The sequence below is a fragment of the Streptomyces sp. Q6 genome, from assembly GCF_036967205.1.
GTDB lineage: Bacteria > Actinomycetota > Actinomycetes > Streptomycetales > Streptomycetaceae > Streptomyces > Streptomyces citrinus.
On sequence record NZ_CP146022.1, the window covers coordinates 3903452 to 3930056 of the forward strand.

At 72.2% G+C, this 26605-nt stretch carries 24 protein-coding genes and 2 pseudogenes; 10 read left to right on the top strand and 16 right to left on the bottom strand.

Translation table 11 applies throughout. The features are described 5' to 3' along the window. The first annotated feature begins 125 nt into the window (after positions 1 to 125). Positions 126 to 1607: a hypothetical protein gene (locus V2W30_RS18175; RefSeq protein WP_338697871.1), complete on the top strand. Its 1482-nt coding sequence runs from the start codon at positions 126 to 128 to the stop codon at positions 1605 to 1607. 18 nt (positions 1608 to 1625) lie between these two features. Continuing rightward, positions 1626 to 2336: an NUDIX hydrolase gene (locus tag V2W30_RS18180; protein ID WP_338697872.1), complete on the top strand. Its 711-nt coding sequence runs from the start codon at positions 1626 to 1628 to the stop codon at positions 2334 to 2336. On the opposite strand, the gene rlmB is transcribed toward V2W30_RS18180, so the two are convergent. The 9 genes and pseudogenes from rlmB to V2W30_RS18225 form a co-directional block, all read right to left on the bottom strand. After that, positions 2309 to 3259 (bottom strand): 23S rRNA (guanosine(2251)-2'-O)-methyltransferase RlmB, encoded by a 951-nt coding sequence (gene rlmB, locus V2W30_RS18185; RefSeq protein ID WP_338697873.1) that lies wholly within the window; start codon positions 3257 to 3259, stop codon positions 2309 to 2311. The two genes, V2W30_RS18180 and rlmB, sit on opposite strands and share 28 nt — an antisense overlap. Before the next feature lie 82 nt (positions 3260 to 3341). Beyond that, positions 3342 to 4745: a cysteine--tRNA ligase gene (cysS, locus tag V2W30_RS18190; protein ID WP_338697874.1), complete on the bottom strand. Its 1404-nt coding sequence runs from the start codon at positions 4743 to 4745 to the stop codon at positions 3342 to 3344. A 46-nt stretch (positions 4746 to 4791) separates the two neighbouring features. Continuing rightward, entirely contained in the window at positions 4792 to 5196 is a 405-nt protein-coding gene (locus V2W30_RS18195; RefSeq protein WP_338697875.1) for a PPOX class F420-dependent oxidoreductase, read from the bottom strand. A 135-nt stretch (positions 5197 to 5331) separates the two neighbouring features. Further along, positions 5332 to 7028: pseudogene (locus V2W30_RS18200) on the bottom strand (ABC transporter permease subunit). A gap of 295 nt (positions 7029 to 7323) precedes the next feature. Continuing rightward, positions 7324 to 8490: pseudogene (locus tag V2W30_RS18205) on the bottom strand (ABC transporter substrate-binding protein); the annotation flags it as partial. Then, on the bottom strand, positions 8490 to 9053 hold the full coding sequence (locus V2W30_RS18210; protein ID WP_338697876.1) for a GNAT family N-acetyltransferase: 564 nt from the start codon (positions 9051 to 9053) through the stop codon (positions 8490 to 8492). The gene V2W30_RS18210 and the pseudogene V2W30_RS18205, both read right to left, overlap by 1 nt. A gap of 153 nt (positions 9054 to 9206) precedes the next feature. Beyond that, entirely contained in the window at positions 9207 to 9704 is a 498-nt protein-coding gene (ispF, locus tag V2W30_RS18215; protein WP_338697878.1) for a 2-C-methyl-D-erythritol 2,4-cyclodiphosphate synthase, read from the bottom strand. Then, the gene (gene ispD, locus V2W30_RS18220) at positions 9694 to 10443 is read right to left on the bottom strand and encodes a 2-C-methyl-D-erythritol 4-phosphate cytidylyltransferase (protein ID WP_338697880.1); all 750 of its coding nucleotides are present in this window, start codon (positions 10441 to 10443) and stop codon (positions 9694 to 9696) included. The genes ispF and ispD overlap by 11 nt, the downstream gene beginning before the upstream one ends. Positions 10444 to 10676: 233 nt before the next feature. Further along, the gene (locus V2W30_RS18225) at positions 10677 to 11159 is read right to left on the bottom strand and encodes a CarD family transcriptional regulator (protein WP_003953493.1); all 483 of its coding nucleotides are present in this window, start codon (positions 11157 to 11159) and stop codon (positions 10677 to 10679) included. A gap of 624 nt (positions 11160 to 11783) precedes the next feature. On the opposite strand from V2W30_RS18225, the gene V2W30_RS18230 reads away from it, so the two are divergent. Continuing rightward, positions 11784 to 12512, top strand: coding sequence for a DUF461 domain-containing protein (locus V2W30_RS18230; protein WP_338697882.1), 729 nt, complete (start codon positions 11784 to 11786; stop codon positions 12510 to 12512). 111 nt (positions 12513 to 12623) lie between these two features. Here V2W30_RS18230 and V2W30_RS18235 read toward each other — a convergent pair whose 3' ends face one another. Together V2W30_RS18235 and V2W30_RS18240 are read right to left on the bottom strand one after the other, a co-directional pair. Next, positions 12624 to 13304, bottom strand: a complete 681-nt coding sequence (locus V2W30_RS18235) for a response regulator transcription factor (RefSeq protein WP_338697884.1) — start codon at positions 13302 to 13304, stop codon at positions 12624 to 12626. Beyond that, positions 13301 to 14629: a sensor histidine kinase gene (locus V2W30_RS18240; RefSeq protein ID WP_338697886.1), complete on the bottom strand. Its 1329-nt coding sequence runs from the start codon at positions 14627 to 14629 to the stop codon at positions 13301 to 13303. The genes V2W30_RS18235 and V2W30_RS18240 overlap by 4 nt, the downstream gene beginning before the upstream one ends. 196 nt (positions 14630 to 14825) lie before the next feature. Here V2W30_RS18240 and phoU point away from each other — a divergent pair, with 196 nt between their 5' ends. From phoU to cpt, 3 genes are all read left to right on the top strand, one after another. Continuing rightward, positions 14826 to 15509: a phosphate signaling complex protein PhoU gene (gene phoU / locus V2W30_RS18245; protein WP_338697888.1), complete on the top strand. Its 684-nt coding sequence runs from the start codon at positions 14826 to 14828 to the stop codon at positions 15507 to 15509. A 541-nt stretch (positions 15510 to 16050) separates the two neighbouring features. Next, complete coding sequence (locus V2W30_RS18250; RefSeq protein WP_338697890.1) at positions 16051 to 18000, top strand: Ig-like domain repeat protein; 1950 nt, start codon at positions 16051 to 16053, stop codon at positions 17998 to 18000. 25 nt (positions 18001 to 18025) lie between these two features. Then, positions 18026 to 18547, top strand: coding sequence for a chloramphenicol phosphotransferase CPT (cpt, locus tag V2W30_RS18255; RefSeq protein ID WP_338697891.1), 522 nt, complete (start codon positions 18026 to 18028; stop codon positions 18545 to 18547). 2 nt (positions 18548 to 18549) lie between these two features. On the opposite strand, the gene V2W30_RS18260 is transcribed toward cpt, so the two are convergent. Then, complete coding sequence (locus V2W30_RS18260; protein ID WP_338697892.1) at positions 18550 to 18981, bottom strand: cytidine deaminase; 432 nt, start codon at positions 18979 to 18981, stop codon at positions 18550 to 18552. Between the two features lie 118 nt (positions 18982 to 19099). Continuing rightward, positions 19100 to 19861 (bottom strand): phosphoglyceromutase, encoded by a 762-nt coding sequence (locus tag V2W30_RS18265; RefSeq protein WP_338697894.1) that lies wholly within the window; start codon positions 19859 to 19861, stop codon positions 19100 to 19102. A gap of 135 nt (positions 19862 to 19996) precedes the next feature. On the opposite strand from V2W30_RS18265, the gene V2W30_RS18270 reads away from it, so the two are divergent. The 3 genes from V2W30_RS18270 to V2W30_RS18280 all read left to right on the top strand — a co-directional run bounded on the left by V2W30_RS18270 (position 19997) and on the right by V2W30_RS18280 (position 21919). Next, positions 19997 to 21274, top strand: coding sequence for an MFS transporter (locus V2W30_RS18270; RefSeq protein ID WP_338697895.1), 1278 nt, complete (start codon positions 19997 to 19999; stop codon positions 21272 to 21274). Positions 21275 to 21383: 109 nt separating this feature from the next. Next, entirely contained in the window at positions 21384 to 21659 is a 276-nt protein-coding gene (locus V2W30_RS18275) for a hypothetical protein (protein ID WP_338697897.1), read from the top strand. A gap of 68 nt (positions 21660 to 21727) precedes the next feature. Next, a complete protein-coding gene (locus tag V2W30_RS18280; protein ID WP_338703670.1) occupies positions 21728 to 21919 on the top strand; it encodes a hypothetical protein in 192 nt (63 codons plus the stop codon). Here V2W30_RS18280 and V2W30_RS18285 read toward each other — a convergent pair. From V2W30_RS18285 to mshA, 3 genes are all read right to left on the bottom strand, one after another. After that, the gene (locus tag V2W30_RS18285) at positions 21916 to 23553 is read right to left on the bottom strand and encodes a glycosyl hydrolase family 28-related protein (protein ID WP_338703671.1); all 1638 of its coding nucleotides are present in this window, start codon (positions 23551 to 23553) and stop codon (positions 21916 to 21918) included. The genes V2W30_RS18280 and V2W30_RS18285 overlap by 4 nt on opposite strands. A gap of 174 nt (positions 23554 to 23727) precedes the next feature. Further along, positions 23728 to 24228 (bottom strand): YbjN domain-containing protein, encoded by a 501-nt coding sequence (locus V2W30_RS18290; protein ID WP_338697899.1) that lies wholly within the window; start codon positions 24226 to 24228, stop codon positions 23728 to 23730. Further along, entirely contained in the window at positions 24221 to 25564 is a 1344-nt protein-coding gene (mshA, locus tag V2W30_RS18295; RefSeq protein WP_338697901.1) for a D-inositol-3-phosphate glycosyltransferase, read from the bottom strand. Before mshA ends, V2W30_RS18290 begins: the two co-directional genes overlap by 8 nt. A gap of 197 nt (positions 25565 to 25761) precedes the next feature. Between mshA and V2W30_RS18300 the strand changes: the two genes are divergently transcribed. Continuing rightward, positions 25762 to 26559, top strand: a complete 798-nt coding sequence (locus V2W30_RS18300) for a class I SAM-dependent methyltransferase (RefSeq protein ID WP_338697903.1) — start codon at positions 25762 to 25764, stop codon at positions 26557 to 26559. The last annotated feature ends 46 nt before the right edge of the window (positions 26560 to 26605 follow it).

The following is a 26605-nucleotide window of genomic DNA, read 5'->3' on the forward strand; positions in this document are numbered from 1 at the left end:
ACGAATTCACCTCATGGGACGTCACTTGTCTTGCACAGTCCCCTTCTCAGCGCTCCGGTTCCTGTTCGTACCCGCGTTCTCGTTCGCCGTCCGGTCCCCGCCGCCGTTCCGTAAGGGCTCCCTCCATGCATCAGCTCGTGTTCGACGATCTGACCGACTACACGGTCATGTCGCAGGCGCTCGACAACCAGTGGATGCCGACCGACCTGGCCGCGGGACGGCAGCGCCGCGGGGCCCCGACCGGGGCGACCGAGGAGACGGTCCGGGCCGCTGCCGCCGAGCTGCGGCGCTGCCTGGTCAACAGCGCGACCCTCGTCGTGAACCGGGCCCACCTGGTCAACAACCCCGCCCTGTACGGCAATTACCTGCCGACGGCGGACCCCGCGGACCGGCTCGCCTTCACGCGCCTGCTCAACGACCGGGTGATCGTCCCGTACTTGTACACCGAGCGCGAGGCGGGCGGCGAGTACGCGTGGGCGTACGACAGGACCGTGCACGGCGCCTGGCGGCGGCTGATCGCCGACGAGGCGGAGCCGGCCTGCGTCCGCTTCTCCTGGGACGACACGGCGAACGCGACGGAGAACGGGGTGGTGGGCCGCTACTTCTCCCGGCAGATATCCGCCCTGCGCCGCATCCCGGCCCCGCTGCTCGCCGAGCACCTGCGGCTGTCGACCGAGCGGGCCCAGGCGCTGCGCCAGGGCATCCTCAAGGACATCTACGTCTGGGCGGGCGAGCAGGACCTCGACTCGGACATCACCCGCAACAGCCTCTACCGGCAGTTCCTCACCCGCCCCGGCACCGAGCCGCACGATCTGCTGCTGCGCGAGGGCGACCAGATCATCCCGGCGAAGCAACTCGTCGACCTCCTCTACAGCGTCGGCGTCCCGGCGAAGGCGGGCTCGGTGGTGCCGCTGACGCCGCCGGACTCCCCGCCCCGCTCGGTCCTCGACGAGCTGAACCAGGTGACCGACGAGCCGCGCGACCCGGAGTCGATCGGCCTGCTGCTGCGCCAGCTCTTCGCCGACGATCTGCATCGGGCGGTCGACGGCCCCAACTCCTACGGCTCACTGTCCCTTTCGGACGTGCTCGCGCTGCGCCGCGAGGAGGAGTGGCGGAACTACATCGACGCGCTGAACGCGCTGGTCTTCGGGCGGTTCACCAGCGGCCGGGTGCCCGCGCCCGACGAGCTCAGCGAGTCCGCGTCGTCCATCGCGCGGCTGCACGCGCGCATGCTCGGCAAGGCCCGCAAGATCAGCCGCGGCCATCGCGGCTTCCAGCGGGAGATGGGCGTGACCCTGCTCCTGGAGTCGGCCGGTCTGACCCTTCAGGTGGTCAGCGGTGAGGTGACGGTCCTGTCCGGCTCGATCCAGGCGGCGTCCGCGGCGGCGGGCCCGCTGGTGATGCGGCTGCTCTTCGAGGACCGGGGCAGGCTGCGGTCCGGGGGCCGCGGCGGCCTCGGGCACAGCATCACGTTTCCGGCCGTACGGCTGGGCAATCTCCAGAAGGACTGGCAGACGATCCTGCGGGTCTACGGCGGCCGGGTCGTCGAGGGGAACCGCGGTCACCGCGACAGCCTCGCCGACCTCCAGGCCCCGGGCAGCAGCTGATCCGACCGAGGGGCCCCCGTGAACAGCGACCACACCGAAGCCACCGAGTCCGCCGAGCCCGCCGGAGGGGCCGGCGGCACCGACGGGGTCCGGCGCTACGAGCAACTGCGCGCCCAGCGACCGGAGTTGTTCACCAACGCGCCCGGCGGCATCGACATCCTCACCGACCCGGAGTCGGTCGCGGCGGCGGGCGGGGTGCTGTACGAGGACCCGTACATGATCCTGCTGCGGGACCCGGTGCGGTTCCCCGACGGCCGGGCGGGCACCTACATCCGGTCGATCGGTCCGACGGCCGAGCCGGGCTGTGTGATCCTGCCGCTCGTCGACGGCGAGGTGGTCCTCGTCGAGCACTTCCGGCACGCCACCCGCGACTGGCGGTGGGAGGTCCCGCGCGGCTTCGGCACCCTCGGCCTGACGGACGCGGAGAACGCCGCGAAGGAGCTCCACGAGGAGATCGGCGCGTCCGTACGGGAATTGCTGCCGCTGGGCGAGGTGTACCCGGACAGCGGGATGCTCGGCAGCCGGGTGCTGCTGTTCGCGGCGCACGTCGACGGCGTGGGCACCCTCGCCGCGGGCGAGGGCATCCGCTCCGCGCTGACCGTGCCGTTCGCCGAGGCGGAGGCGATGGTGACGGACGGCCGGATCTCCGACGCCTTCACCATCGCCGTCCTCGCGCGGGCCCGCTGGTCCGGCGTGGCGGATCAGGAACGGCGGCGGGCCGCCTCGTAGAGCACGACACCGGCGGCGACACCGGCGTTCAGGGACTCCGTGCCGCCCGGCATCGGGATGCGGACCCGGAAGTCGCAGGTCTCGCCGACGAGGCGGGACAGGCCCTTGCCCTCGCTGCCGACGACGATGACGACGGGGCCCGCGAGAGCCTCCAGGTCACCGACCGTGTGCTCGCCGTCGGCGGCCAGGCCGACCACGGCGATGCCCGCCTTCTTGTACTGCTCCAGGGCGCGCGTCAGGTTGGTGGCGCGGGCGACGGGCGTACGGGCGGCGGCGCCGGCGGACGTCTTCCAGGCACCGGCGGTCATGCCGGCCGCGCGCCGCTCGGGCACGACGACGCCGTGGCCGCCGAAGGCGGAGACGGAGCGGACGACGGCGCCGAGGTTGCGCGGGTCCGTCACGCCGTCCAGGGCGACGATCAGCGGGTCCTCACCGGCGTCGTACGCGGCGGCGGCGAGGTCCTCCGGGAACGCGTACTCGTACGGCGGGACCTGGAGGACGAGGCCCTGGTGGTTGAGGCCGTTGGTCATGCGGTCGAGCTCGGGGCGGGGGGCCTCCATGAGGTGGATGCCGCCGCGCTCACCGGCGAGCTGGAGCGCTTCGCGCACCCGCTCGTCGTTGTCGATGAACTGCTGCACGTACAGGGTCGTGGCGGGCACGCCCTCGCGCAGCGCCTCGACGACCGGGTTGCGGCCGACGACCATCTCGGAGGTGGCCTTGCCGCGCGGGCCGCCGCTGCGGCTGGTGGGACGGCCCTGGGCGCGCTTGGCCTGGGCGGTGGCGATGCGGTTCTTCTTGTGCTTCTTGCGCATCTCGGCGGGCGGCGTCGGACCGCGCCCTTCGAGACCCTTGCGCCGCTGGCCGCCACTGCCGACCTGCGCGCCCTTCTTGCCGGACATGCGGCGGTTGTTGTTGGCGGCCATGACCTACCTGTCTCTTACGTGAATGTGTGTACGTCTATGAAGTGTGCCGCCCGGACAGCCGGGCGGCACATTTACCGAGGTGTCAGCGCGGACCGAGCGTCCAGCGCGGACCGCTCGGGCTGTCCTCGATGACGAGCCCGGACTGGCCGAGCTGGTCGCGGATGGCGTCGGCGGTGGCCCAGTCCTTGCGGGCACGGGCCGACTCGCGCTGGTCGAGCACGAGCCGTACGAGGCTGTCGACGACGCCGTGCAGGTCCTCGGTGCCGCTGTCGGCCGCTCCGGCCCAGTGCGGGTCGAGCGGGTCCAGACCGAGGACCCCGAGCATGGCACGCACCTCGGCGAGGCGGGCGACGGCGGCTTCCTTGTCGTCGGCGGCGAGGGCGGAGTTCCCCTGCCGGACGGCGGTGTGCACGATCGCGAGGGCCTGCGGGACCCCGAGGTCGTCGTCCATGGCCTCGGCGAACGCCGGGGGCACCTCGTCGGCCGGGGCGACGGTGCCGCCCGCCAGCTCGGTGACCCGCTGCACGAAGCCCTCGATCCGCGCGAACGCGGACTCAGCCTCGCGCAGCGCGGCCTCGCTGTACTCGATGGTGGAGCGGTAGTGCGGGGTGCCGAGGTAGTAGCGGAGCACGATCGGCCGCCAGTGCTTGACCATCTCGCTCACGAGGACCGAGTTGCCCAGCGACTTCGACATCTTCTCGCCGCTCATGGTGACCCACGAGTTGTGCACCCAGTACCGGGCGAAGTCGTCGCCGTAGGCCTTGGCTTGCGCGATCTCGTTGTCGTGGTGCGGGAAGATCAGGTCGATCCCGCCCCCGTGGATGTCGAAGGCGGAGCCCAGGTACTTGTGGGCCATGGCCGAGCACTCCAGGTGCCAGCCGGGACGGCCGCGTCCCCACGGCGTCTCCCAGTTGGGCTCGCCGGGCTTCGCGGCCTTCCACATGGCGAAGTCCCGCGGGTCGCGCTTGCCGGTCTCGCCCTCGCCGGACGGCTGGAGCAGGTTGTCCAGCTCCTGGTTCGACAGTTCGAGGTACCCGGGGAAGGACCGCACGTCGAAGTAGACGTTCCCGTCGGCCTCGTACGCGTGCCCGCGCTCGATGAGGCCGCGCATCATCTCGACCATCTCGGTGACGTGCCCGGTCGCCCGCGGCTCGTACGTGGGCGGCAGGCAACCGAGCGCGCTGTAGGCGTCGTTGAACGCCCGCTCGTTCTCGTACCCGATCGACCACCAGGGCCGGTTCTGCTCGGCGGACTTCTTGATGATCTTGTCGTCGATGTCCGTCACGTTCCGCACGAACGTGACGTCGTAGCCGCGGTACGTGAACCAGCGGCGCATGATGTCGAAGTTCAGCCCCGACCGGATGTGCCCGATGTGCGGGGCCGCCTGGACGGTAGCGCCACACAGGTAGATCGAGACGCAGCCCGGCATGAGGGGCTCGAAGTCACGAATCTGCCGGGCGCTGGTGTCGTACAGGCGAATAGTCACCCCTCCAGGGTAGTGGGCCCGGAGGAGTGCCATGGGCCGATGCCCCTCAGATCCGCCCGACCACCTTGCGCGCCCGCACCCGCACCACCACACGCTCGGCGTCCTGCCCCGACGCGGGGTTGAAGTCCGCGTACTTCTTGCCGGTGTACTTCACGGACAGTTCGTCGATGAGTTCCTGGCCGCCCTCCGTCGTGATCTCGGCGTTGCCGCGGATCTCGGCGTAGGCGTACGGGTTGTCGGCGGGCTGGACCAGGACCGTCACGCGCGGGTCGCGGCTCAGGTTCTTCTCCTTCTGGCGGCCCACGGTCGTGGAGAACAGGACGTCCTCGCCGTCGCGCTTGACCCACACCGGGGAGACCTGGGGGCTCCCGTCGGGCTGGATCGTGGCGACCGCGATGAAGACGGTGCTGTCGAGCAGCGCCTTGAGCTCGTCGGACAGCTGGGCGGACATGGCCTCACTCCTTTGCGCAGGACTTCACGGGTGAACTTCACAGGGGGGACTTCACGTGCGTCGGTTGACGCGTACCCGATCCTGCGGGAAGACATCGGCCCGTGCCCGTATTTCGGCCTCCGCTTCACACGGGTGTCACCGGCCGCGCCGGGCCGGGGCCGACCCGGCCAGCACCACCACCGCACCCACCGCCGCCAGCGCCGCCGCGGGTACGAGGACGGACCACGGCGCCCGCTCCGCGTACGGCAGGTTCTCCATCAGGAGCCGCCCCCACTCGGGTTCGGGCGGCTGCGTGCCCAGGCCCAGGAAGCTCAGCGAGGCCAGCGCCAGCGTCGTCGGCGCGAGCCGCAGCGCCGCGTGCCGCGCGACCGGGGGCAGCACCCCGCCCAGCACGTGGTGGCGCAGGACGTGCCACCGTCCGGCCCCGTGCACGAGCGCGGCCTCCACATGCCCCGAGGCCCGCTCGGTCTCGGCCAGCGCGGCGGTGTGCGCGGCGAGCGGCGCCCACCCGACCGCGGCGACGGCCACGGCGGCGCCCGCCGTGCCCGCGCCGAACAACCCGGTGACCAGCAGTCCGGCCAGGATCGCGGGCAGCGCGTTGGCGACCTCGGTGACGCCCGTCGCCCAGCGGGTGAGCCCGAGCGCGACCCCGGCGACGAAGCAGCCCGCGCAGACCGCGGCGGCCACGGCGAGCGTGCGCAGCGCCCCGTGCCCGAGCCGCGCGAGCACATCGCGTCCGAGCGCGTCGGTGCCGAAGGGATGCGTCCAGGACGGTGCGGCGAGCCGGGCCCCGAGGTCGACGGAGAGCGGGTCCCGGGTGAGCCCCCACACCACGATCGCCAGGAGCACCGCGGCCGTCGCCCCCGCCGCGTACAGCCGGGCGGGCCCGCCCCGCGCGCCCGCGCGAGCCCCGGCAGCGCGCCCGCCTTCAGGGCGGGGCCCAGCAGCCGTCGCCGTACCAGAGCGACGACCACGGCGGCCGCCGCTCCCAGGGCGAGCAGGACGAGGAGGCAGCCCTGGAGCAGCGGCAGGTCCAGGTCGAGCGCCGCGGCGACCGCCGTTCCGCCGAGGCCCGGGATCGCGAAGACCGCTTCGACGGCGGCCGCGGCCCCGGTGAGACCGACCACGGTGAGGCCCGCCTGCGGCAGCACCGCGGGCAGCGCGCGCCGCGCCGCGTGCCGGGCGACGCGGGAGCGGGGCATGCCGTTGGCCCGCCAGGTCCGTACCCAGGGTTCGGCGAAGGCGGCGGGCAGCGCGTCCTGGCCGAGCCGCCCGAGGACGGCACCGGCCGGGATGCCGAGCGCGAGCGCGGGCAGCACGGCGGAGGCGGGCGAGGCCCAGCCCTGGGCCGGGAACCAGCCGGCCCGCGCGGCGAACACCGTCGCGAGGACCGAGGCGAGGAGGAACTCGGGCAGCGCCGCGAGCACCCCGGCGCCCGCCCCGGCCACCGGCTCGGGCCGGGCCCGGCGCAGCGTCGGCACGCACAGCGCGACGGCCACGAGGACCGCGACGACCATCGCGTACGTCATGAGCGAGAGGGACACCCCGAACGCGGCCGCGACGTCCGGGCCGACGTCGGCGCCCGTCACCCAGGACGTGCCCGGGTCACCGTGCGCGATCCCCCGCACCCATTGCCCGAGGAACGTGAAGGGGCCCTCGGCCAGACCGAGCTGCGCCCGCACCTCGGCGAGCTGTCCGGGTGTCGTGGGCGCGTCGCCGTACCGCGCGTGCAGCACGGTGAGCGCCGGATCGGTCCTGGTCAGCCAGGGCAGCAGCGCCGTCACTACGAGGAGTCCGCCGGCCGCGAGCAGCCGCCCGCACACCACCTTCATCAGCCGCGTGTCTCCAGACCGACGAACTGTCGCTCGTAGGGGTCGAGGACGACCCCGCGCACCCCGGCGCCGACGCCCTGCACATGCTCCTCGTGGACGATCGGGACGGCCGCGTCGGTGCGCAGGATCGCGGCCTCGGCGACGAGCACGGCCCGCCGCCGCGCGGCCCCTCCCGTCCGGCGGCGTCGCGCACGGCGGCGTCCACGTCCCGGTCGGCCAGCTGCGCGATGTTGAAACTGCCGCCGCTCGTGAAGTCGGAGGCCAGGTAGGAGACGGGGTCGCCGGTGTCGAGCGCCGTCGAGCGCGACATCAGGAACGCGTCGTACTCCCCGTCGAGCGCCCCCGCTTCGAGCCGCGCGTAGTCCTTGACGACGAGCCGCACGTCGAACCCGGCCTTCGCCAGCTGCTGCTGGAGCGCGGCGGCGACCTCGGGCAGCTCGGCCCGGTTGCCGTAGGTGGCGAGCGTGATCCGCCGCCCGCGCGGCTTCGACGCCGACGCCCTTCCCCGGACCGGCGGCCGGGCGCCGCCGGCCCACGCGAACCCGGGCCCGAGCAGTCCGGTGGCGTGCTCGGCGTACCCCTCGTACACGCTGCGCGCGAGGGCGCTCGCGTCGATGCCCTCGCGGACCGCGGCCCGCAGCCCGGCGTCCGCGAGCGGCCCGGCGCCGGTGTTCAGGTACAGCGTCGTGGTCCGTACGGTGGCGACCTTGCGGGCCCGCTCCCCGAGGATCAGCGCCTGGGCGGCGGGCACGAACTCGGCGAGCCCGATCTGGCCCGAACGCAGGGCGTTGGCGCGGGCGTTGTTGTCGGCGACGAACGTCACGTCGACGCCGCGCGCCGCGGCCCGCCCGCGCCAGTGCCCGTCGAACCGGTCGAGCGTCGCGGACACCGCCCCGTTCAGCCGCGTGAGCGCGAAGGGCCCGGTGGCGGTGCCGACCGGGTCGACGGCGCCGTCCTTCCCGTACGCCCTCGGGGAGAAGACGGCGAGGGACGGGTTCGCGAGCCGCGCGGGCAGCAGCGGATCGGCGGCGCCGGTCACGATCCGCACCCGTCGCTCCCCGAGCGCCTCGACACCGAGCTCCACGTCGCTGAGCACGCGCGGGGTCACCTCGGCCCGCCCGGCCCGCCGCAGCGCGTGGACGACGGCGGCGGCGGTGACGTCCCCGCCGTCCTGGAACCGCGCGTCCCGCAGCGTGAACTCCCAGGTGGTGGCGTTCGTACGGGACCAGGTCGTGGCCAGCGCCGGGTGGATGCCGCCGTCGGTGTCCATGCGGGTGAGGCCGTCGACGACGGCGAGCCGGCTGAGCAGCAGCCCGTCGTCGCCGTACGGGGACAGGCCCTGGGTGGGGGCGAAGGCGAGGTCGACGGCGATCCGGCCGCCGCCCGACGTCCCGGTGAACGAGCCGCACGCGCTGGTGAGCCCGATCCCGGCCGCCGCCAGCAGGAAGCCGCGGCGGCGCATCAGGCGACGGACGCGGGAACCGGTGCGGGCAGCGGCAGTTCGAAGTGGACGATGCCCTGTCCGCCGCCGGGCAGCTCCCGCTCGTCGCAGACCTCGTGGGCGATCGACCGCCAGAACGGCTCGGCCCCGGGCACGGCCGGATCGGTGTGCAGGTACAGCACCTCGTACCCGCCGACGCGGGCCGCGAAGTCGGTCAACTCCCGTACGAGCGCCCGCGCGAGGCCGTGCCTGCGGTGTGCGGGCCGTACGTAGATCCGGCACAGCTGGGCGGTGCTGCCGGACGGGAAGCGGTCGGCGACCCACCGCGGGTTGGGCGGGGCGGCGGGACCCCGGTCGCGCACGCCGCCGGTCGCGACGATCTCGCCGCTCGCGCGGTGCTCGGCGACGAGCAGGGTGCGGCGCTCGGGGCGCAGGTAGTGGGCGGCCGGGTCGATGATGTCGGCGTGCCAGCGCGGCACGTACCCCGACCGCAGGTCGCCGTAGACGGTGTCCAGCATGACGGCGCGGGCCCCGTCCACGTCGCCGTCACCGGCCACGCGGATCTCGTACTCACCGACCACCATCAGCTGCCGCCGCCTTCACCACCACCGGACACGTGCCTGCCCATGCTAACTGCAAGCCATGTGCAATAAGCCGGGAGGCCGGTCCGCGCCCCAGGTCAGCCGCCCTGAAGCGGCTGCCTGGTCAGCGCCTGGTCAGCGTCAGGTCAGCGCCGGTCAGCCGTCCGTCCGCACGACCAGCGCGGTCGCGATCGCCATCAGGCCCTCGTCGCGCCCGGGGAACCCGAGCCCGTCGGTCGTGGCGCCCGAGACCGACACCGGGGCTCCGGCGGCCTCCGACAGGACCTTCTGCGCCTCGTCCCGCCGCTTGCCGATCTTGGGCCGGGGGCCCACGACCTGCACGGCCACGTTGCCGATCTCGAACCCGGCGTCGCGCACGATCCGCGCGGCCTCGGTGAGCAGCGTCAGCCCGCTCGCCCCCGACCACTCGGGCCGCCCGGTACCGAAGTGCTGCCCGAGGTCACCGAGCCCGGCGGCGGAGAACAGGGCGTTGCACGCCGCGTGGGCGACGACATCGGCGTCGGAGTGCCCGGCGAGCCCGGGGCCCTGGCCCTCCCACTTGAGCCCGGCGCACCACAGCTCGCGCCCGTCCTCGAAGGCATGGATGTCGGTCCCGATGCCGACCTGCGGCAACGGCATGCGGTCAGAACCCATCGTTGGCCCTCCTGCGGGCGAGCACGGCCTCGGCGAGCACCAGGTCGAGCGGCCGGGTCACCTTGAACGCCTCTTCGTGACCGGGCACGAGGACGACCTGGAGCCCCAGCTTCTCGACCATGCTCGCGTCGTCGGTCACGTCGTCGGTGACGGCCTCGTGGGCCCGCACCAGCGTCGCGCGGTCGAAGCCCTGCGGCGTCTGCACGGCGCGCAGCCGGGCCCGCGAGGGCGTCGCGACGACGGGCTCCGGCGAGCCGTCGGTGCTCGGCACGACCTCCTTGACCGTGTCGGCGAGCGGCAGCGCCGGCACCACGGCCACAGCCCCGTCCCGGACGGCCTCGATGACCGCGTCGACCGTGTCGACCGGCACCAGCGGGCGGGCGGCGTCGTGCACGAGCACGATGTCGATCCCGTCCGGCACCGCGTCGAGCCCGATCTTCACGGACTCCTGGCGGGACTCGCCGCCGGGCACGACGACGAAGTCGGTGCGCTCGGGCAGCGCGTGATCGGCGAGCAGGCTCTTCACCTCGGCGGCCCCTTCGGGCGGTGCGACGACCACCACGAGGGAGACGGAGCGGGAGGCGGCCATCGCACGGACGGCGTGGACCAGCATCGGAATGCCGCTGAGCGCACGGAGCGCTTTGGGGGCGCCGGGGCCGAGCCGCACGCCCCGTCCGGCGGCCGGGATCACGGCCGCGGTGCGTGCGCCACCGGCAACGGGACGCGTTTCGTCAGACATCGGTTCCGTTCAGGTTTGTACGCTCGGGAAGGGTGGGTATGGCCACATCGTGCCGGGCGCGACGCCTTGACCGGACCCTTCCGTGACACCGGTCGAGCCAGCTGCCCGGGCCCGGCACGCCAAGTACCGGGGATGTTCGTGTGTACGGGTACGAAACATGCCGCAGCGCCCGGCGACACCATCAGGGGTCATCGGGCACCACGGCATTTATTCATGTTGCGCGGCAGCGCGTATCAGGACGCGAGAACCTCGTCGAGCAGGGCCTCGGCCTTGTCCTCGTTCGTGTTCTCCGCGAGAGCGAGCTCGCTCACCAGGATCTGGCGAGCCTTGGCGAGCATGCGCTTCTCACCCGCGGACAGTCCGCGCTCGCGCTCCCGACGCCACAGGTCACGTACGACTTCCGCGACCTTGATGACATCGCCGGAGGCGAGCTTCTCCAGGTTTGCCTTGTAACGGCGCGACCAGTTCGTGGGCTCCTCGGCGTACGGCGCGCGCAGTACCTCGAAGACCCGGTCCAGCCCGTCCTGACCGACCACATCACGCACGCCGACGAACTCCGCATTGTCCGCTGGCACACGTACCGTCAGATCGCCCTGGGCGACCTTCAGCACCAAGTAGGTCTTGTCCACGCCTTTGATCTGGCGAGTTTCGATAGCCTCGATCAGCGCGGCCCCGTGATGGGGATAGACCACGGTGTCGCCAACCTTGAACGTCATGTGACAGGTACCCCTTCCGTGGCTATCCAGGGTAACACGGAAACGGCGGGTTCTGAATGGCGTTTTCGCAGGTCAGGGCATATCTCGGGGCTTGACAACAACAACAGGAACGTGCTGCGGAGGGGTCGCGGAAGCGGGTATTCGCAGGTCGGAGCGGCTCTCCGGCGGGGCAGAAACGCGTACGTTACAGGCGTCTGAACAGCCGCCCAAGGGGTCGAACGTCCCGGTTTGGGCGGTTCGGAGCGAGGAACTTCCGCTGCTCCGTTCGAGGAACCGGAGACTCGTTCGGGTCGAATCCGGAATTGATCATCGCGAATCCCGGCCCCAGGTGATCGTTTTTCCGTACCGCCCCGCATTCCTTACCGGAAATCCGTACGGGGCGCTGGACAGCGGTTTTTTGAATGGTGAACGGGATGCCAATGGGGTCGTCGATGACGGTGCGCAGCGCGGGGTACGCGGGGTGTGTGCGACCGTGGCGAAGCGGCGGACCACGCTCTAGGGGCGGGTCGGGTGCGGCGGCGCGGGAACGGCTCGGTAACCTAAGGCCGCTGACAGACCCTTAGGACGGCTTTACAACCCCGTGACGCCGTTCGCTCCGCCCACGTTCTAGGAGTTGCCGCCGCCGTGAGCAGCAGCCTTCGACGCGGCGCCCTCGCCGCCGCCGCCATCGCGTTCTCGATCGCCTCGCTCGCCGCGTGCGGTGCCGGCAACAACGCCCAGACACTCGAGGTCAAGCCGGACAACGCCGCGACCTCCGTCGGTGACATCAAGATCCAGAACGCCACCGTCATCACCCAGCCCGACCGCACGTCCAAGGGCCCGGCCGTGGTCACCGCGACGCTCTTCAACAACGGCACCGAGGCCCAGACCCTGGACTCGATCACCGTCGACGGGGTCGGCAAGACCGCGGAGCTCTCGGACGCCAAGGGCGGCTCGACCATCTCGGTCCCGGCCGGTGGCTCGATCGTCCTGGGCGGCAAAGGCAACGCCTCCGCCGAGCTGCCGAACAGCCGCACCGCGGTCCTGGACGGCAACGCCCAGGCGATCACCTTCTCGTTCAGCAAGGCCGGCGACGTCAAGATGAAGGCGTTCGTCGTCCCCGCCGAGAGCTACTTCGAGAAGTGGGGCCCGAGCGAGATGCCGGCCACGCCGAGCGCCTCGGCCTCGGCCACCTCGTCCTCGTCGGCCTCTCCGTCGGAGTCGGCCGACGGCGCCGCGGGCACGGAGGCCTCCGGCTCGGCCACGCCGGACGCCGACGCGTCGGCGTCGCACTCGGCCGCGGGCACGGAGGCCTCCGGCTCGGCCACGCCGGACGCCGACGCGTCGGCGTCGCACTCGGCCGCGGGCCACTGAGCGACGCCCCGTACGAGCTCGTAACGGCCTCGTCAGTCGTGCAACGCCTGAGGGCGGCCTCCCCGGTCGGGGAGGCCGCCCTCAGGCGTTGCGGGAGACCGTGGGTCCGGCCTACGGCTCGAACTTGTAGCCCAGGCCGCGGACCGTCACCAGGTAGCGCGGCGCCCCCGGGTCCGGCTCGATCTTGGCGCGCAGGCGCTTCACGTGGACGTCGAGCGTCTTGGTGTCGCCCACGTAGTCGGCGCCCCAGACCCGGTCGATGAGCTGCATACGGGTCAGCACGCGGCCCGCGTTGCGCAGCAGCATCTCCAGCAGGTCGAACTCCTTCAGCGGGAGGTCGATCTTCGAGCCGGACACCGTCACCACGTGCCGGTCGACGTCCATCCGGACCGGGCCCGCCTCCAGGGCCTGCGGGGCGACCTCCTCGGGCTCCCCGCGACGGCGCAGGACGGCCCGGATGCGGGCCACCAGTTCGCGCGAGGAGAAGGGCTTGGTGACGTAGTCATCGGCTCCTATTTCGAGGCCGACGACCTTGTCGATCTCGCTGTCCTTCGCCGTCACCATGATCACGGGAACGTTGGAGCGGCCGCGCAGCTGGCGGCAGACCTCGGTGCCGGGCAGGCCCGGCAGCATCAGGTCGAGCAGGACGAGGTCGGCGCCGTTGCGCTCGAACTCGTCGAGGCCGTCCGGCCCGGTGGCCGCGATCGCGACCTCGAAGCCTTCCTTGCGGAGCATGTACGACAGGGCGTCGGAGAAGGACTCTTCGTCCTCCACGACGAGCACTCGGGTCACGGAAGGACCTCCGGGGCGGCAGGAATGGATGCGTATGCGGTTGTGTGGTCGGGCCCGTGTGCGTCGTCTTCGTCGCGTACGTTTCCGGAGCCTTCTGAGCTGTTGGTCTGAGGGGTGCCGCGGGGGGCGGCCGCCTCGGGCAGCCGCAGGGTGAACGTGGAGCCCTGTCCCTCCGAGCTCCACACGGTGACCTCCCCGCCGTGCGAGGCGGCCACGTGCTTGACGATGGCGAGGCCGAGGCCCGTGCCACCGGTGGCCCGCGAGCGGGCCGGGTCGACGCGGTAGAAGCGCTCGAAGATACGCTCCTTGTCCTTGTCGGAGATCCCGATGCCCTGGTCCGTGACGGCTATCTCCAGGAGGTCGCCGCCGGGTGCCGTGACCCGGCGGGCGGCTATCCCGACGCGGGTCCGGGCGGGTGAGTAGTTGACCGCGTTCTCGACGAGGTTGCCGAGGGCGGCGGCGAGCTGGCCGCGGTTGCCCCATACGTACAGGTCGGCGGTGCCGCCCGCCCGTCGCCCGCCACCATCCTGATCGGGCCCTGCGGGGGCCGCCACGCTCGTGGCCATGGTGATCTGCTTCGTCGCGGCGGGCTGGCGGCAGCGGTCGATGGCCTCGGCGACGAGTTCGTCGACGCGGACCGGCTCGGCGTCCTCCAGCGGGTCGTCGTTCTGCACCCGGGAGAGGTCGATGAGCTCCTGGACGAGGCTGGTCAGTCGGGTCGCCTCGATCTGCATGCGGCCGGCGAACCGCTCGACGGCCTCGGGGTCGTCGGAGGCGTCCATGACAGCCTCGGAGAGCAGCGAGAGCGCGCCGACCGGGGTCTTGAGCTCATGGCTCACGTTCGCGACGAAGTCGCGTCGTACGGCCTCGATGCGCCGGGCCTCGGTGAGGTCCTCGACGAGGAGCAGCACGAGCCGGGAGCCCAGCGGGGCCACGCGCGCCGACACGGCGAGGGCGTCGCCCCGGCCGGTGCCGCGCCGCGGCAGGTCCAGCTCCACCTGGCGTATCTCGCCGTCGCGCCGGGTGTCGCGGGCCATCTGCAGCATGGGTTCGACGGCGAGCTTCCCGCCGCGTACGAGTCCGAGGGCGTACGCCGCGGAGCTGGCCTTGACCACGCTGTCCGCCTCGTCGAGGACGACGGCGGAGGAGCGCAGCACGGACAGGACCGTGTCGACGCCGGGCGGCAGCACGGGGTCCGTGTGCAGAGAGGTGCGGGTGGGGCGTTTCTGGTCGCGTTCGCTCCAGCGAAACGCCAGCATGGCGATCACGCCGGTACACACTCCGGCGATCGCTGCCGCTGCGGCGACCGCCGCGTTCACGTCCATGTCTTCAGGTTATGCGTGCGGAGCGGTTCCTCCACAGCCGTCCGGGTGGTCGCTCGAACACTCGTCGCCCAGAGTTCACCTTGGGTACGGTGCTGATTCACTTGGGGTGCCGGAACCCGACGCGTACAGGGCCGAACGTGGGACCGTGGGCGCAGCAGCGCCGCACCGGAAGACCCCGTACGAGAGGGAACGTCGTATGCGTGACGCGTACCACGAGGAACTGGACTCGATCGGCGAGGGCCTGGTCGAGATGGCCCGCCTTGTCGGGTCGGCGATCGGGCGCGCCACCACGGCCATGCTCGACGCCGACCTGAAGCTGGCCGAGACCGTGATCGCCGCCGACCAGCGGGTGGACGATCTTCAGCACGAACTGGAGGCGCGGGCCATAGCCCTGCTCGCCCGGCAGCAGCCGGTGGCGACCGATCTGCGGATCGTCGTCACCTCGCTGCGGATGAGCGCGGACCTGGAGAGGAGCGGCGACCTCGCCCAGCACGTCGCCAAGCTGGCCCGGCTGCGGTTCCCCGAGCGGGCCGTGCCGCACGACCTGCACGCGACGATCCTGGAGATGGGCCAGCTCGCGCAGCGCCTGATGGCGAAGGCGGCGGAGGTCATCATCACCAAGGACGTCGATCTGGCGATGCAGCTGGAGCAGGACGACGACGAGATGGACCTGCTGCACCGCACGCTCTTCCAGCACCTGATGGACGAGAAGTGGAAGCACGGCATCGAGACGGCGGTCGACGTGACGCTGCTCGGCCGCTACTACGAGCGCTTCGCCGACCACGCGGTCTCGGTCGCCAAGCGCGTCGTCTATCTGGTGACGGGCGAGCACGCGGACGACGTACAGGCGTCGGCGGCCGCGGCCGCCGAGGGAGCCTGACACCCGCGCGTACGCGAGGGCCCCGCACGGTCGCGCCGTGCGGGGCCCTCGCGCGTCTCGCGTCAGCCGCAGCAGCCGCCGCACTGGCAGGGCGCGCCCGACTGGCAGCCGCAGCCACACCCCGAGCCGCATCCACAGGCTCCGAGCAGCACCAACTGCGGTATCTGACGGCTCACTTCAACGGGGGCTTCTGGCGTCTGGTCGGGCCTGGGGGACTCGGCAGCCATCGGTTTTCCCTCCTCGGTGGCCTCCGCGATGGAGTACCTCTCCCATTTGATGCCCAGGGGGGTGGGCGCATCAACGGCGCACATGTGCGCGGGAGTCGGCGACCGCGCCCGCGGCCGCGCGTCCCGGCCGCGCGGCCACCGTCTCTCCCTGGTCACTCCCCTCCCTGGCAAACCCCCTCCCCATCAGGCAACTTCGTGCCTTACGCTGCGCGATGGCAGCCGCGCCCCCGGGCCGTCGCAAGGCAACCGGGGCGTCGCGCGGCGCCCTCGTCTCCCGGCTGTCCGCCGGGATCTCTGTGTGGGGGTTCATACCTGTGCGTAAGCGCAGCATTTCCACCGCGGCAGCGCTCGCGGTCCTTGTCGGTTCGGTGGCGTTGAGCGCCGCCGCGACCGGCTCCGCCTCGGCCGACATCGTGTCCGTCCGCTCGTCCGGCGGCATCGTCGTGAACGGGGCGCAGCGCCGGGTGTTCGTCGGCGACCGCGCGGACGGCCGGATCGTGGCCGCCGACTACGCGGGCAGCGTGGTCGACTCGGTGAGCGGTCTGCCGCTCGTCACGGACCTCGCGCTGTCCGACGACGGGGCGACGCTCTACGCCACGCTCCCCGGCGCCCACGAGATCGTGGCGCTGTCCACGGCCACGCTGGACGTCACCGCCCGGTACCCGGTCGCGGCGGCCGCCGGTCCCGATCACGTCGCCTTCACCGCCGGAAAGCTGTGGTTCACGCACAGCGGCCGCCAGGGACCCACCATCGGGTCGCTGGACCCGGCTTCCGGGACGGTCGCCCTCGACCGGCTTCCGGCGGACGCCGCCCTGTTCGGTCAGCTGAAGATCGACGCCGACCCGGGCCGACCCGGGACGCTCGCCCTCAGCGTCGTGGGCAACGGGGCGCACCAGGCCGCCGTGGTCGATGTCTCCGGGGCCGTGCCCGAGTTCACCGCTCGCACCGACGCCCTGATGAGCGCGGACCTGTGGGACATCGACCTGATTCCCGGCGCTCCGCAGGTCCTCGCCAACGGGTACCAACGGGCCGACTACGCGAGCGGGTCCTTCACCGACGCCGGCGCCTTTCCGGCCGCCCGCGCCGCCGACGTCGCGCCGAACGGCCTCGTCGCCCAGGCCACCGGCGACCGGGTCGCCGTCTTCCGGCCCGGCTCGACGCAGGCGCTGCACACGTACGAGACCGGCTCCATCAACCCGCAGGACGACCTCGGCATCCCCGGCCGGGACGAACTCGCGTGGGCCCCGGACTCCTCCCGGATCTTCGCGCTGGTCCCTTCCGGCACCAACGTCCACACGCTCAAGGTCCTGACCGACCCCACGCTCAGCAATCCCACCCTCACGGTCAACGCCCCCTCGACCGCCACCCGCGGCAAGGAGATCACCGTGACCGGGACGGCCACCGCGAGCGTGCCGCTGCCGGCCGGCACCACGCTGAGCGTCACCCGTGTCGACGTGGAGAGCCCCGGCGGCAAGGCGCTCCCCTCCGCCACCGTCGGCGCCGACGGCTCGTACCACTTCACCGATGTGCCGCCGGCCGGCGGCACGGTCACCTACCGGGTGGCGTACGCGGGCGACGCGGACCACCTTCCGGCCACCGCGTCCGACCAGGTCTCCATCGCGCGTACGACACCGTCCCTGTCGCTCAACAAGAACGGCAACGTCTACGCGTACGGCACGGACGTCTCCTTCACCGCGCACCTCGGCACGACGTACAAGAACCGCACCGTGGAGATCTGGGCGAACCCGTACGGCGGCGACCGCCCGGACAAGCTCGTCAAGTCCGGGACGGTCAACTCCAGCGGGAACTTCTCCGCGACGGTCGACATGACCCGGGACACCGTCGTCACCGCGGTCTTCGCGGGTGACGGGCGCACCGCCTCGAAGTCCGTGAAGTCGACGGCGTACGCGCGCGTGAAGGTGTCCATGGCCGTCTCCAAGCACTACAGGACAGGCGCGATCGGGACGCACACGTACTACTGGTTCCACAAGGACACCAACCCGCTGCTCACCACGAAGATGAGCTACTACCCGAAGCGGGACCAGTACTTCCAGCTCCAGGTCTACGTGGACCGCCACTGGGTGGGACGCAACTCTTCCTGGATCGAGCTGAAGTCCGACGGCACTTCGGTGGCACGAACCGGCGCCGCGGGCACGTCCGGTGTGAAGGCGCGGGTCCGCTCGTCGTACATCAACGCCTCGTCCGGCGACAACGTCAACACGACGACGTACGGCTCGTGGAAGTACCTGTACTGGTCCAACTGACCCCACGGACGGTTACGTTGGCGCCATGACTGACGTGATCGTCCTCAACGGGGGTTCCAGCTCGGGCAAGTCGGGCATCGCCCGCTGCCTCCAGCATCTGCTGCTGCCGGAGTCATGGCTGACGCTCGGCGTCGACACGCTCGTCGACGCCCTGCCGGCGGCCGGGGGCGGGATCGACTTCGGGGCCGACGGATCCGTGTCCGTCGGCCCCGCTTTCCGTCGGGCGGAGGAGGCCTGGGCCGTGGGCGTCGCGGCGATGGCCGCGGCAGGGGCGAAGGTGATCGTCGACGAGGTGTTCCTGGGCGGCCCGCACTCACAGGCCCGCTGGTCCAAGGCGCTCGACGGACTCGACGTGCTCTGGGTCGGGGTGCGCTGCGACGCGCGGACGGCGGCGGGGCGCGAGGTGGCGCGCGGGAACCGGGTGCCCGGGATGGCCGCGTCGCAGGCCGAGTCGGTGCACCAGGGCGTCACGTACGACCTGGTCGTCGACACGACGCGGGCCGAATCCCTGGCGTGCGCCCGGGAGATCGCGGCCCGCGTGCGCTGACCTCAGTCGGCGTCGAGCTGGTGGTCGGCCCAGACGTACGTCTCGGGCAGCAGCTCGGCGACGGGCACGGCACGCAGGGCGTCCGCCGGACCGACGATGACGTTGATGTGCGGGAAGTAGTCGAGCAGCGCCTGCCGGCACCGCCCGCACGGCGGAATCACCCCGCGCTCCCGGTCCCCCACGGCGACGATCGTCTCCAGCTCGTACGCGCCCTGCGCGGCGGCGGCCCCGATGACGACCAGCTCGGCGCAGGGCCCGCCGGTGAAGTGGTACGCGTTCACCCCGCTCACGATCCGCCCGTCCCGGTCCCGGGCGGCGGACGCGACGGTGTGGTTGTCACCGCGACACCGGGTCCGGGCGATGTCGGCGGCGACGTCGACGAGCTCGCGGTCGATGTCGTCGGTACGGGGCGGATGAGGCTGCTGAATCGTCACCCCCCGAAAATGCCATGCGCGGGGAGCTGCCGGGAAGGGGCGCCGGGTCGCGGCGTACGTCAGCGACAAGCCCCCTGCTCACGGACACTCCGCGAGCAGGGGGCTCAGAGCGTGGGGCTTACTTCTTCTTGCCCTGGTTCTTGACCGCCTCGATCGCCGCCGCGGCCGCGTCCGGGTCCAGGTACGTGCCGCCCGCCTTCAGCGGCTTGAAGTCGGCGTCCAGTTCGTACGAGAGCGGGATGCCGGTCGGGATGTTCAGGCCCGCGATGTCGGCGTCCGAGATGCCGTCGAGGTGCTTGACCAGGGCGCGGAGGCTGTTGCCGTGGGCCGCGACCAGGACCGTCCTGCCCGTCAGGAGGTCGGGGACGATGCCGTCGAACCAGTACGGGAGCATGCGGACGACGACGTCCTTCAGGCACTCCGTCTGGGGACGCAGCTCCGGCGGGAGCGTCGCGTAGCGCGGGTCGGAGAACTGCGAGTACTCGGCGTCGCGGTCCAGCGCCGGCGGCGGGGTGTCGTAGGAGCGGCGCCACAGCATGAACTGCTCCTCGCCGAACTCCGCGAGGGTCTGCGCCTTGTCCTTGCCCTGGAGGGCGCCGTAGTGGCGCTCGTTCAGGCGCCACGAGCGGTGCACGGGGATCCAGTGGCGGTCCGCGGACTCCAGAGCGAGCTGCGCGGTGCGGATCGCGCGCTTCTGGAGCGACGTGTGGACCACGTCGGGGAGCAGGCCGGCGTCCTTCAGCAGCTCACCGCCGCGGACCGCCTCCTTCTCGCCCTTCTCGTTCAGGTTGACGTCCACCCAGCCGGTGAACAGGTTCTTCGCGTTCCACTCGCTCTCGCCGTGACGGAGGAGGATCAGCTTGTACGGTGCGTCGGCCATGGCCCCGAGCCTAATCCACGGCTCTCGTCCTCGCCGATTGACGGTGGTCGTCAATTGATTGGCGCGCACGATTACCCGGGTCGTAAGTTACGTAAACCTGCCGCACCACTTACACCACCCCCGGGGGATGCACCCATGTCAGTCGCCTCGCTCAGACGTGCCGCCGAGGAGTCCGTCTCCGGGCTGCCGAGGGAGTTCTGGTGGCTGTGGACGAGCACCCTCGTGAACCGGCTGGGCGGCTTCGTCCTCACCTTCCTCGCGCTGTACCTGACCGCCGCGCGCGGCTTCTCGGCCGCGTACGCCGGTCTCGTCGCCTCGCTCATCGGGCTCGGCGGCGTCATCGCGTCGATGGTCGGCGGGGTGCTCGCCGACCGGGTCGGGCGGCGGCCCACGCTGCTCGGCGCGCAGCTGGCCACCGCCGCGACCGTCGCCGTCCTGGCCTTCGTGCGCGACCCGGTCTCGATCGCCGTCACCGGCTTCGCGCTCGGGCTCGCCTCGAACGCGTCGCGGCCCGCGATCCAGGCGATGATGGCCGACATCGTGCGCCCCGAGGACCGGGTGCGGGCCTTCTCGCTCAACTACTGGGCGATCAACCTGGGGTTCGCGGTCTCGTCCGTGTACGCCGGTTTCCTCGTCGCCCAGAGCTACACGCTGGGCTTCCTCGTCGAGGCGGCCATGACCCTGGCGTGCGCCTGCGTCGTCTTCGTGAAGGTCAAGGAGTCGCGTCCGTCCGGCGGCGGGCCGGTTCCCGGGCAGCGATCGGCCGTCACCATGGGGACGGTGCTGCGCGACCGGCGCTTCATGCTCATGGTCGGCCTGTCGTTCCTGGTCGCCGTCGTCTTCACGCAGAGCTCGGTCGGGCTGCCGATCGTCATGGGCGAGAACGGGTTCTCCAGCGCGGACGTGGGGCTCGTCGCCGCCGTGAACGGTGTCGTGATCGTGGCGCTCCAGATCCCGTTGACCCGGTTCATCGAGCGCCGCGACCCCGGCCGGCTGCTCGCCGTCTCCTCGCTCCTCATCGGCTACGGATTCGCGCTCACCGCCTTCGCCGGATCGCTGGCCGCGTACGCCCTCACGGTGATCGTCTGGACGCTCGGCGAGATGGTCAACGCGCCGACCCAGTCCGGTCTCGTCGCCCGCCTCTCCCCCGCCGAGGGACGCGGCCGCTACCAGGGCGTCTACACGATGTCGTGGTCGGCGGCGGCGCTCGTCGCCCCGCTCGCGGGCGGCTGGGTCCTCGACTCGGCGGGCGCGGGCTGGCTGTGGGCGGGGTGCGCGGCGCTCGGCACGGTGACCGCGGCCGGGTACCGGGTCCTGATGCGAGCACTGCCCGCGCAGGAGTCGAAGCCGTCGCAGCAGACCGCCGCCCCGGCGGACGCACCGACGGCCGCCGCGACGGGCCAGGCGGCCTGACGACGTCCTCGTCGTCAGGCCTGTCGGCCCGGGTCCGCCGCCGGGCATCGCGAGCCCCGGCCCGAACCGCCCCGCGTGGGCGGGCAGTTCGGCGGGTACGGGACCATACATGCCCGAATCCCCGAGGAGCACGAGGACCGACGAGCCACCCAGAACGCTGGTGGGCGGGGTCGAGGTCGACGTGCCCAACAACATCCCGGCGATCCGTGCGGCGCTCGATCCGAAGCGCCGCACGGAGTTCGACAAGGCCATCAACGCCGCCGGGGTCGACCAGATCCACGCCGTGATGCGGCACTGGATGCTGGAGGCCGTGCCCGACCCGGAGGCCGACGCGATCCTCGCCCGGCTCGCCCGCGACGAGGCGGAGAGGCGGGGCACGGCTTGAGCCGGCGCCGCAGGCGCAGCGCCTGCCGTATCGCGTACGCACCGCCCGCCGACGACACCCTGGCCAAGATGGCCCAACCGGACGCGTTCCGCGCCGAGATGAACCGCACCCTCGCCCACGATCCGTACGGGCACGGCTCCACCACGGTGGCCGGTGAACGCGACCGGCGCGAGGCCACCATCGGCGGGGCGATAGTCCTCTACTACGTCTCCGGTTCCGTGCTCACCGTGACCGTCGTGCGGATGGTCGCCCTCAACTAGCCCAGCCGAAGGTCTTGTTGGGCCTCGTACAGGTTGCGTGGGCGCACCTCGTCCGTCGTTCCGTACAGCTCCAGACGGGAGTTGAGGTCGCCCGTGAAGTCCGGGACGTCGGTCTGGTCGAACTCGCGGACCGTGTTGACGCCGACCGTCGCGCTGTACGGCGCGAGGCCGTCGATCTTCATCAGGCCCGCGCGCTCGTTGGTGACCCGGATGTTCCAGTGGGTGAAGCGCGCCCCGAACAGCGGCCCGGCGGAGGCGTCGCCGCCGTGCCGGCCGTTGTTGTTCACCGTGATGTCGGTGCGGACGTTCGCGAACGGCATGCCGCGGTGGGAGTCGAACGTGCCCATCTCCATGCGGCCGCGCGACCACACGTTGGAGGAGGAGAGGCCCTCCACGTTGATGCCGTGCAGCTGCGTGCCGGACGGCGCCGGGACCGTGCGCCCCTCGATCGCGAAGTCCTCGACCAGGTTGTCGTGCGAGCCCTCGCGGCAGAAGTACGGGTGGTGCGCGCCCCGACCGCCGACGCGGGTGCGGCGCAGCGTCGAGGCGGAGGCGGCGACGAACCCGAAGCCGTTGTCGACGTTCCACACCGTGACGTCGTCGATCAGGCAGTCGTACGTGCACTGGAGCGCGACGCCGTTGTAGCCCTTGTCCAGGAGGTGCGGGGACTGCGGGGTCTCGACCGCCTCCAGCGTCAGACCCTCCACGCCCGCGCCGGTCAGGGCCGTCACGTGGGTGGTGAGGCGCGGGTCCCACTCCGGCCTGACGTCGAGCGGGAGCGGCCGCTCGAAGGTGACGCGGGTGCCGCGCACGGCCGCGATCCGCACCGGCCACTCGTAGGGCACGTACGAGGTGAGCTTGGTCTTGTCGTCCCAGAAGTACGCCTCGGGGCCGGGTCCGCCGCCCGCCATGTGCTCCAGGAGGGTGTGGTCGGCGTCGTCGGCGAGGCGCAGGAGGACGAGGTCGCCGGAGCGGAGCCCGTCGGCGTCCGCGACCGTGACCGACCAGGAACCGCGCCGGGCCGGGGCGACGGTCGTCAGGGTCCGCCACTCGTCGCGCCGGTTGCCGGTCCAGCCCTCGAACGGCCAGGCCCGCGCGCGGATCGCGTCGGTGAGCGTACGGAAACGATCGGCCGGGCAGAGCCAGATCAGGCCGCCCGCCCAGGACCAGGAGGACTTGTCGCCGCCGTAGCGGGAGCCGTAGACGCCGATGAGTTCGGTGAGGTTCCTGGTGGCGTACAGCTTGGTGCGGGTGCTGCCCGCGCCCTTGAGGACGACGTCGTCGTGGCCGATGTGGATCAGGTCGTCGATGCGGTACGTGCCTTCGCCGAGGAGCACCGTGCCCCCGCCGGCCCTTCCGGCGGCGGCGAGGGCACGGTTGATCGCGGGGGCGCTGTCGGTGGTGGCGTCGGCGACGGCCCCGTAGGACTCGGCGCGCAGCACGCGCGAGGGACGGTCGGGGCGGGCGGCCCGGCGGGAGCCCGCGCGGCCGACGTACGGGATCTGCGGATGGGTGAAGGGGGCTTTCGCGAACTCGGTCCAGATGTCCGGCACATGGCCCGCCCGCGCGCTCGCGGGCCCCGCCCCGATCCCGGTCACCGCCGCGGCCGCCACGGCGACCGCCCCGCCCAACATGCCGCGTCTGCTGAGATCCCGTACCGCTGCCACCCCTGCCACCCTTCACCGACGGACAACCAGTCGACGTACAGATATATGAACGACGTTCATGTGAGTGCCGGGCGCGAGCATGCCACGGAGACCCCTGACACGGAAGGGGTCAGGCAGTCATCAGCCGGCGGAAGAGATCCGCTACTTGGAGGGGCGCTCGATCAGATGCGTGAACGCGTCGAGATTGCGCGTCGATTCGCCGCGCGACACCCGCCACGCGTACTCCTTGCGGATCGAGCTCGCGAACCCGAGCTCCAGGAGCGTGTTGAACGCGCCGTCCGCCGCCTCCAGGACCGAGCCGAGGAGCCGGTCGAGCTCGTCGGGCGTGACCGCGGAGAGCGGGAGCTTGCCGGCGAGGTAGATGTCGCCGAGCTGGTCGACCGCGTAACTCACGCCGTACAGGCGCAGATTGCGCTCCAAGAGCCAGCGGTGGACCCCGGCCTCGTTCTCGTCCGGGTGGCGGATCACGAAGGCGTTGAGCGACAGGCTGTGCCGGCCGACGCGCAGCGAGAGCGTGGTGGAGAGCTTGCGGGTGCCGGGGAGTGTGACCACGTACGAGCCCGGCTCCGGACTCTCCCACTCCAGCTCGGCGTCCTTGAGCACGGACTCGACGGTCGCCGCAGGGGTGAGGTGCTCAGCCATGGTGCGAGGGTACGTGACGGCGGTGTTCCTGCATGGCGGCGGTGTAGACGTCCGCCGTGGCCGAGGCCGAGGTGTCCCAGCCGAAGGAGCGGGCGTGCCGGGCGGCCGCCGCGCCCATCGTGTCCACCAGGTGGGGATGGTCGGCGAACTCGCGCAGCACGCGCGCGTAGCGGGCGGGTTCGTGGCCGTCGACAAGGAAGCCGGTGGTTTCGTCGCGCACGGCTACCGGGAGGCCGCCCACGGACGCCGCGAGCACCGGCGTCCCCGCGGCCTGCGCCTCTATGGCGACGAGCCCGAAGGACTCGCTGTAGGACGGCATGACGAGGACGGACGCGGCGCGGAACCAGTCCGCGAGCTGCTCCTGGCCGACCGGCGGCTGGAAGCGGACGACGTCGGCGACGCCGAGCCGCGCGGCGAGCTTCTGGAGGGCGGCGGGCTTGGCGAGGCCGCTGCCGCTGGGGCCGCCGACCACCGGCACGAGCAGCCGGGAGCGCAGTTCGGGGCGTTCGTCGAGCAGCACGGCGACGGCCTTGAGCAGGATGTCGGGCGCCTTCAGGGGCTGGATGCGGCCCGCGAAGAGCGGGATGAGCGCGTCCTGCGGCAGGCCCAGGCGGGCGCGCGCGGCGGCCCGGCCGTCGCCGACCTTGAACCGGTCCAGGTTGACGCCCGGGTGGACGACGGCGACCTTCCCGGGGTCGGCCTCGTAGTGGCGGACCAGTTCGTCGGCCTCTTCGGAGGTGTTCGCGACGAGCCGGTCGGCGGCGCGCACGATCTGCGTCTCACCGATGACGCGGGCGGCCGGTTCGGGGGTGTCGCCCTCGGCCAGCGCCGCGTTCTTGACCTTGGCCATGGTGTGCATGGCGTGCACGAGCGGCACGCCCCAGCGCTCGGCGGCCAGCCAGCCCACGTGCCCGGAGAGCCAGTAGTGCGAGTGGACCAGGTCGTAGTAGCCGGGCCGGTGCCCCGCCCACGCCTGCATGACGCCGTGCGTGAAGGCGCAGAGCTGCGCGGGGAGCTCCTCCTTGGCGAGACCCTCGTAGGGGCCCGCGTCCACGTGCCGGACGAGAACGCCGGGCGCGAGCTCGACCTCCGGCGGCAGGCCGCCTGTAGTGGCCCGCGTGAAGATCTCGACTTCTATGTTGATCGCGGCGAGACGCTTGGCCAGCTCCACGATGTAGACGTTCATGCCGCCCGCGTCGCCCGTACCGGGCTGGTGCAGCGGCGAGGTGTGGACGCTGAGCATCGCCACGCGGCGCGGGCGCCGGTGCGCCCCCGGGAAGCGGAGGCGGGCCGGGGCCGCCCCGGAACGGCGGAACCTGGTCACGTACTGACTCACGTGGCGGGCCCTCCTTGGTGGGGCATACAGCGGCGTACGACACATACGGGCGCCGTGCGGGCACGGCTGGGAGAGGGCAGAAGCCCCCGTCCAAGGGCGGCAACGCCGGAGCGAGGCCCTCCATTTCCACTTTGCCGAATCATTACCGTACGAGACTCAACCCGAGCCCCGTCTCCCGCACCGCATACCCTTTTCCCATGAGCCCGCGTACCCCTTCCCGCCCCGTGGGAACGGTGACGCGAGGAACGACCAACCCGAACCGGCTGCGCCGCATGGACCGCTGGATCGCGGCCGCGCACGGCGCCGCCCTGCGCCGGGCGGCCGACCCGGTGGCCGTCGACCTCGGCTACGGAGCGGCGCCCTGGACCGCCGTCGAGCTTTTGGCGCGGCTGCGCGACACCGCGCCCCGCGCGCGCGTGGTCGGCATCGAGATCGAACCGGCGCGGGTCGCGGCCGCGAAACCGTACGAGCGCGAGGGCCTGGAATTCCGCCACGGCGGCTTCGAACTGCCCCTCTCCGCTCCCCCGCTGCTGATCCGCGCGGCGAACGTGCTGCGCCAGTACGACGAGGACCAGGTCACCGGCGTCTGGGAGCGGCTGTGCGCGCGGCTCGCGCCCGACGGGCTCCTGGTGGAGGGCACCTGCGACGAGATCGGGCGGCGCCACGTGTGGGTGGCGCTGGGGCCCGAGGGCCCGCGGACGGTGACGTTCGCGACCCGGCTCGGCTCCCTGCACACCCCGTCCGACCTGGCCGAGCGGCTGCCCAAGGCGCTGATCCACCGCAATGTGCCCGGCGAGCCGGTGCACGCGTTCCTGCGCGACTTCGACCGGGCGTGGGCGGCGGCCGCGCCCTACGCCTCGTACGGCGCGCGCCAGCGCTGGATCCGGGCGGTGCGCGATCTGACGGGCCACTGGCCGGTGGTGGACGGTCCCGCACGGTGGCGGCAGGGCGAAGTGACCGTGGACTGGGCGGCGTTGGCCCCCCGCGAGGGCTGAGCGGACCGGGGGAACGATCTACGGGTCCCGTTCGTCACACCGTGCG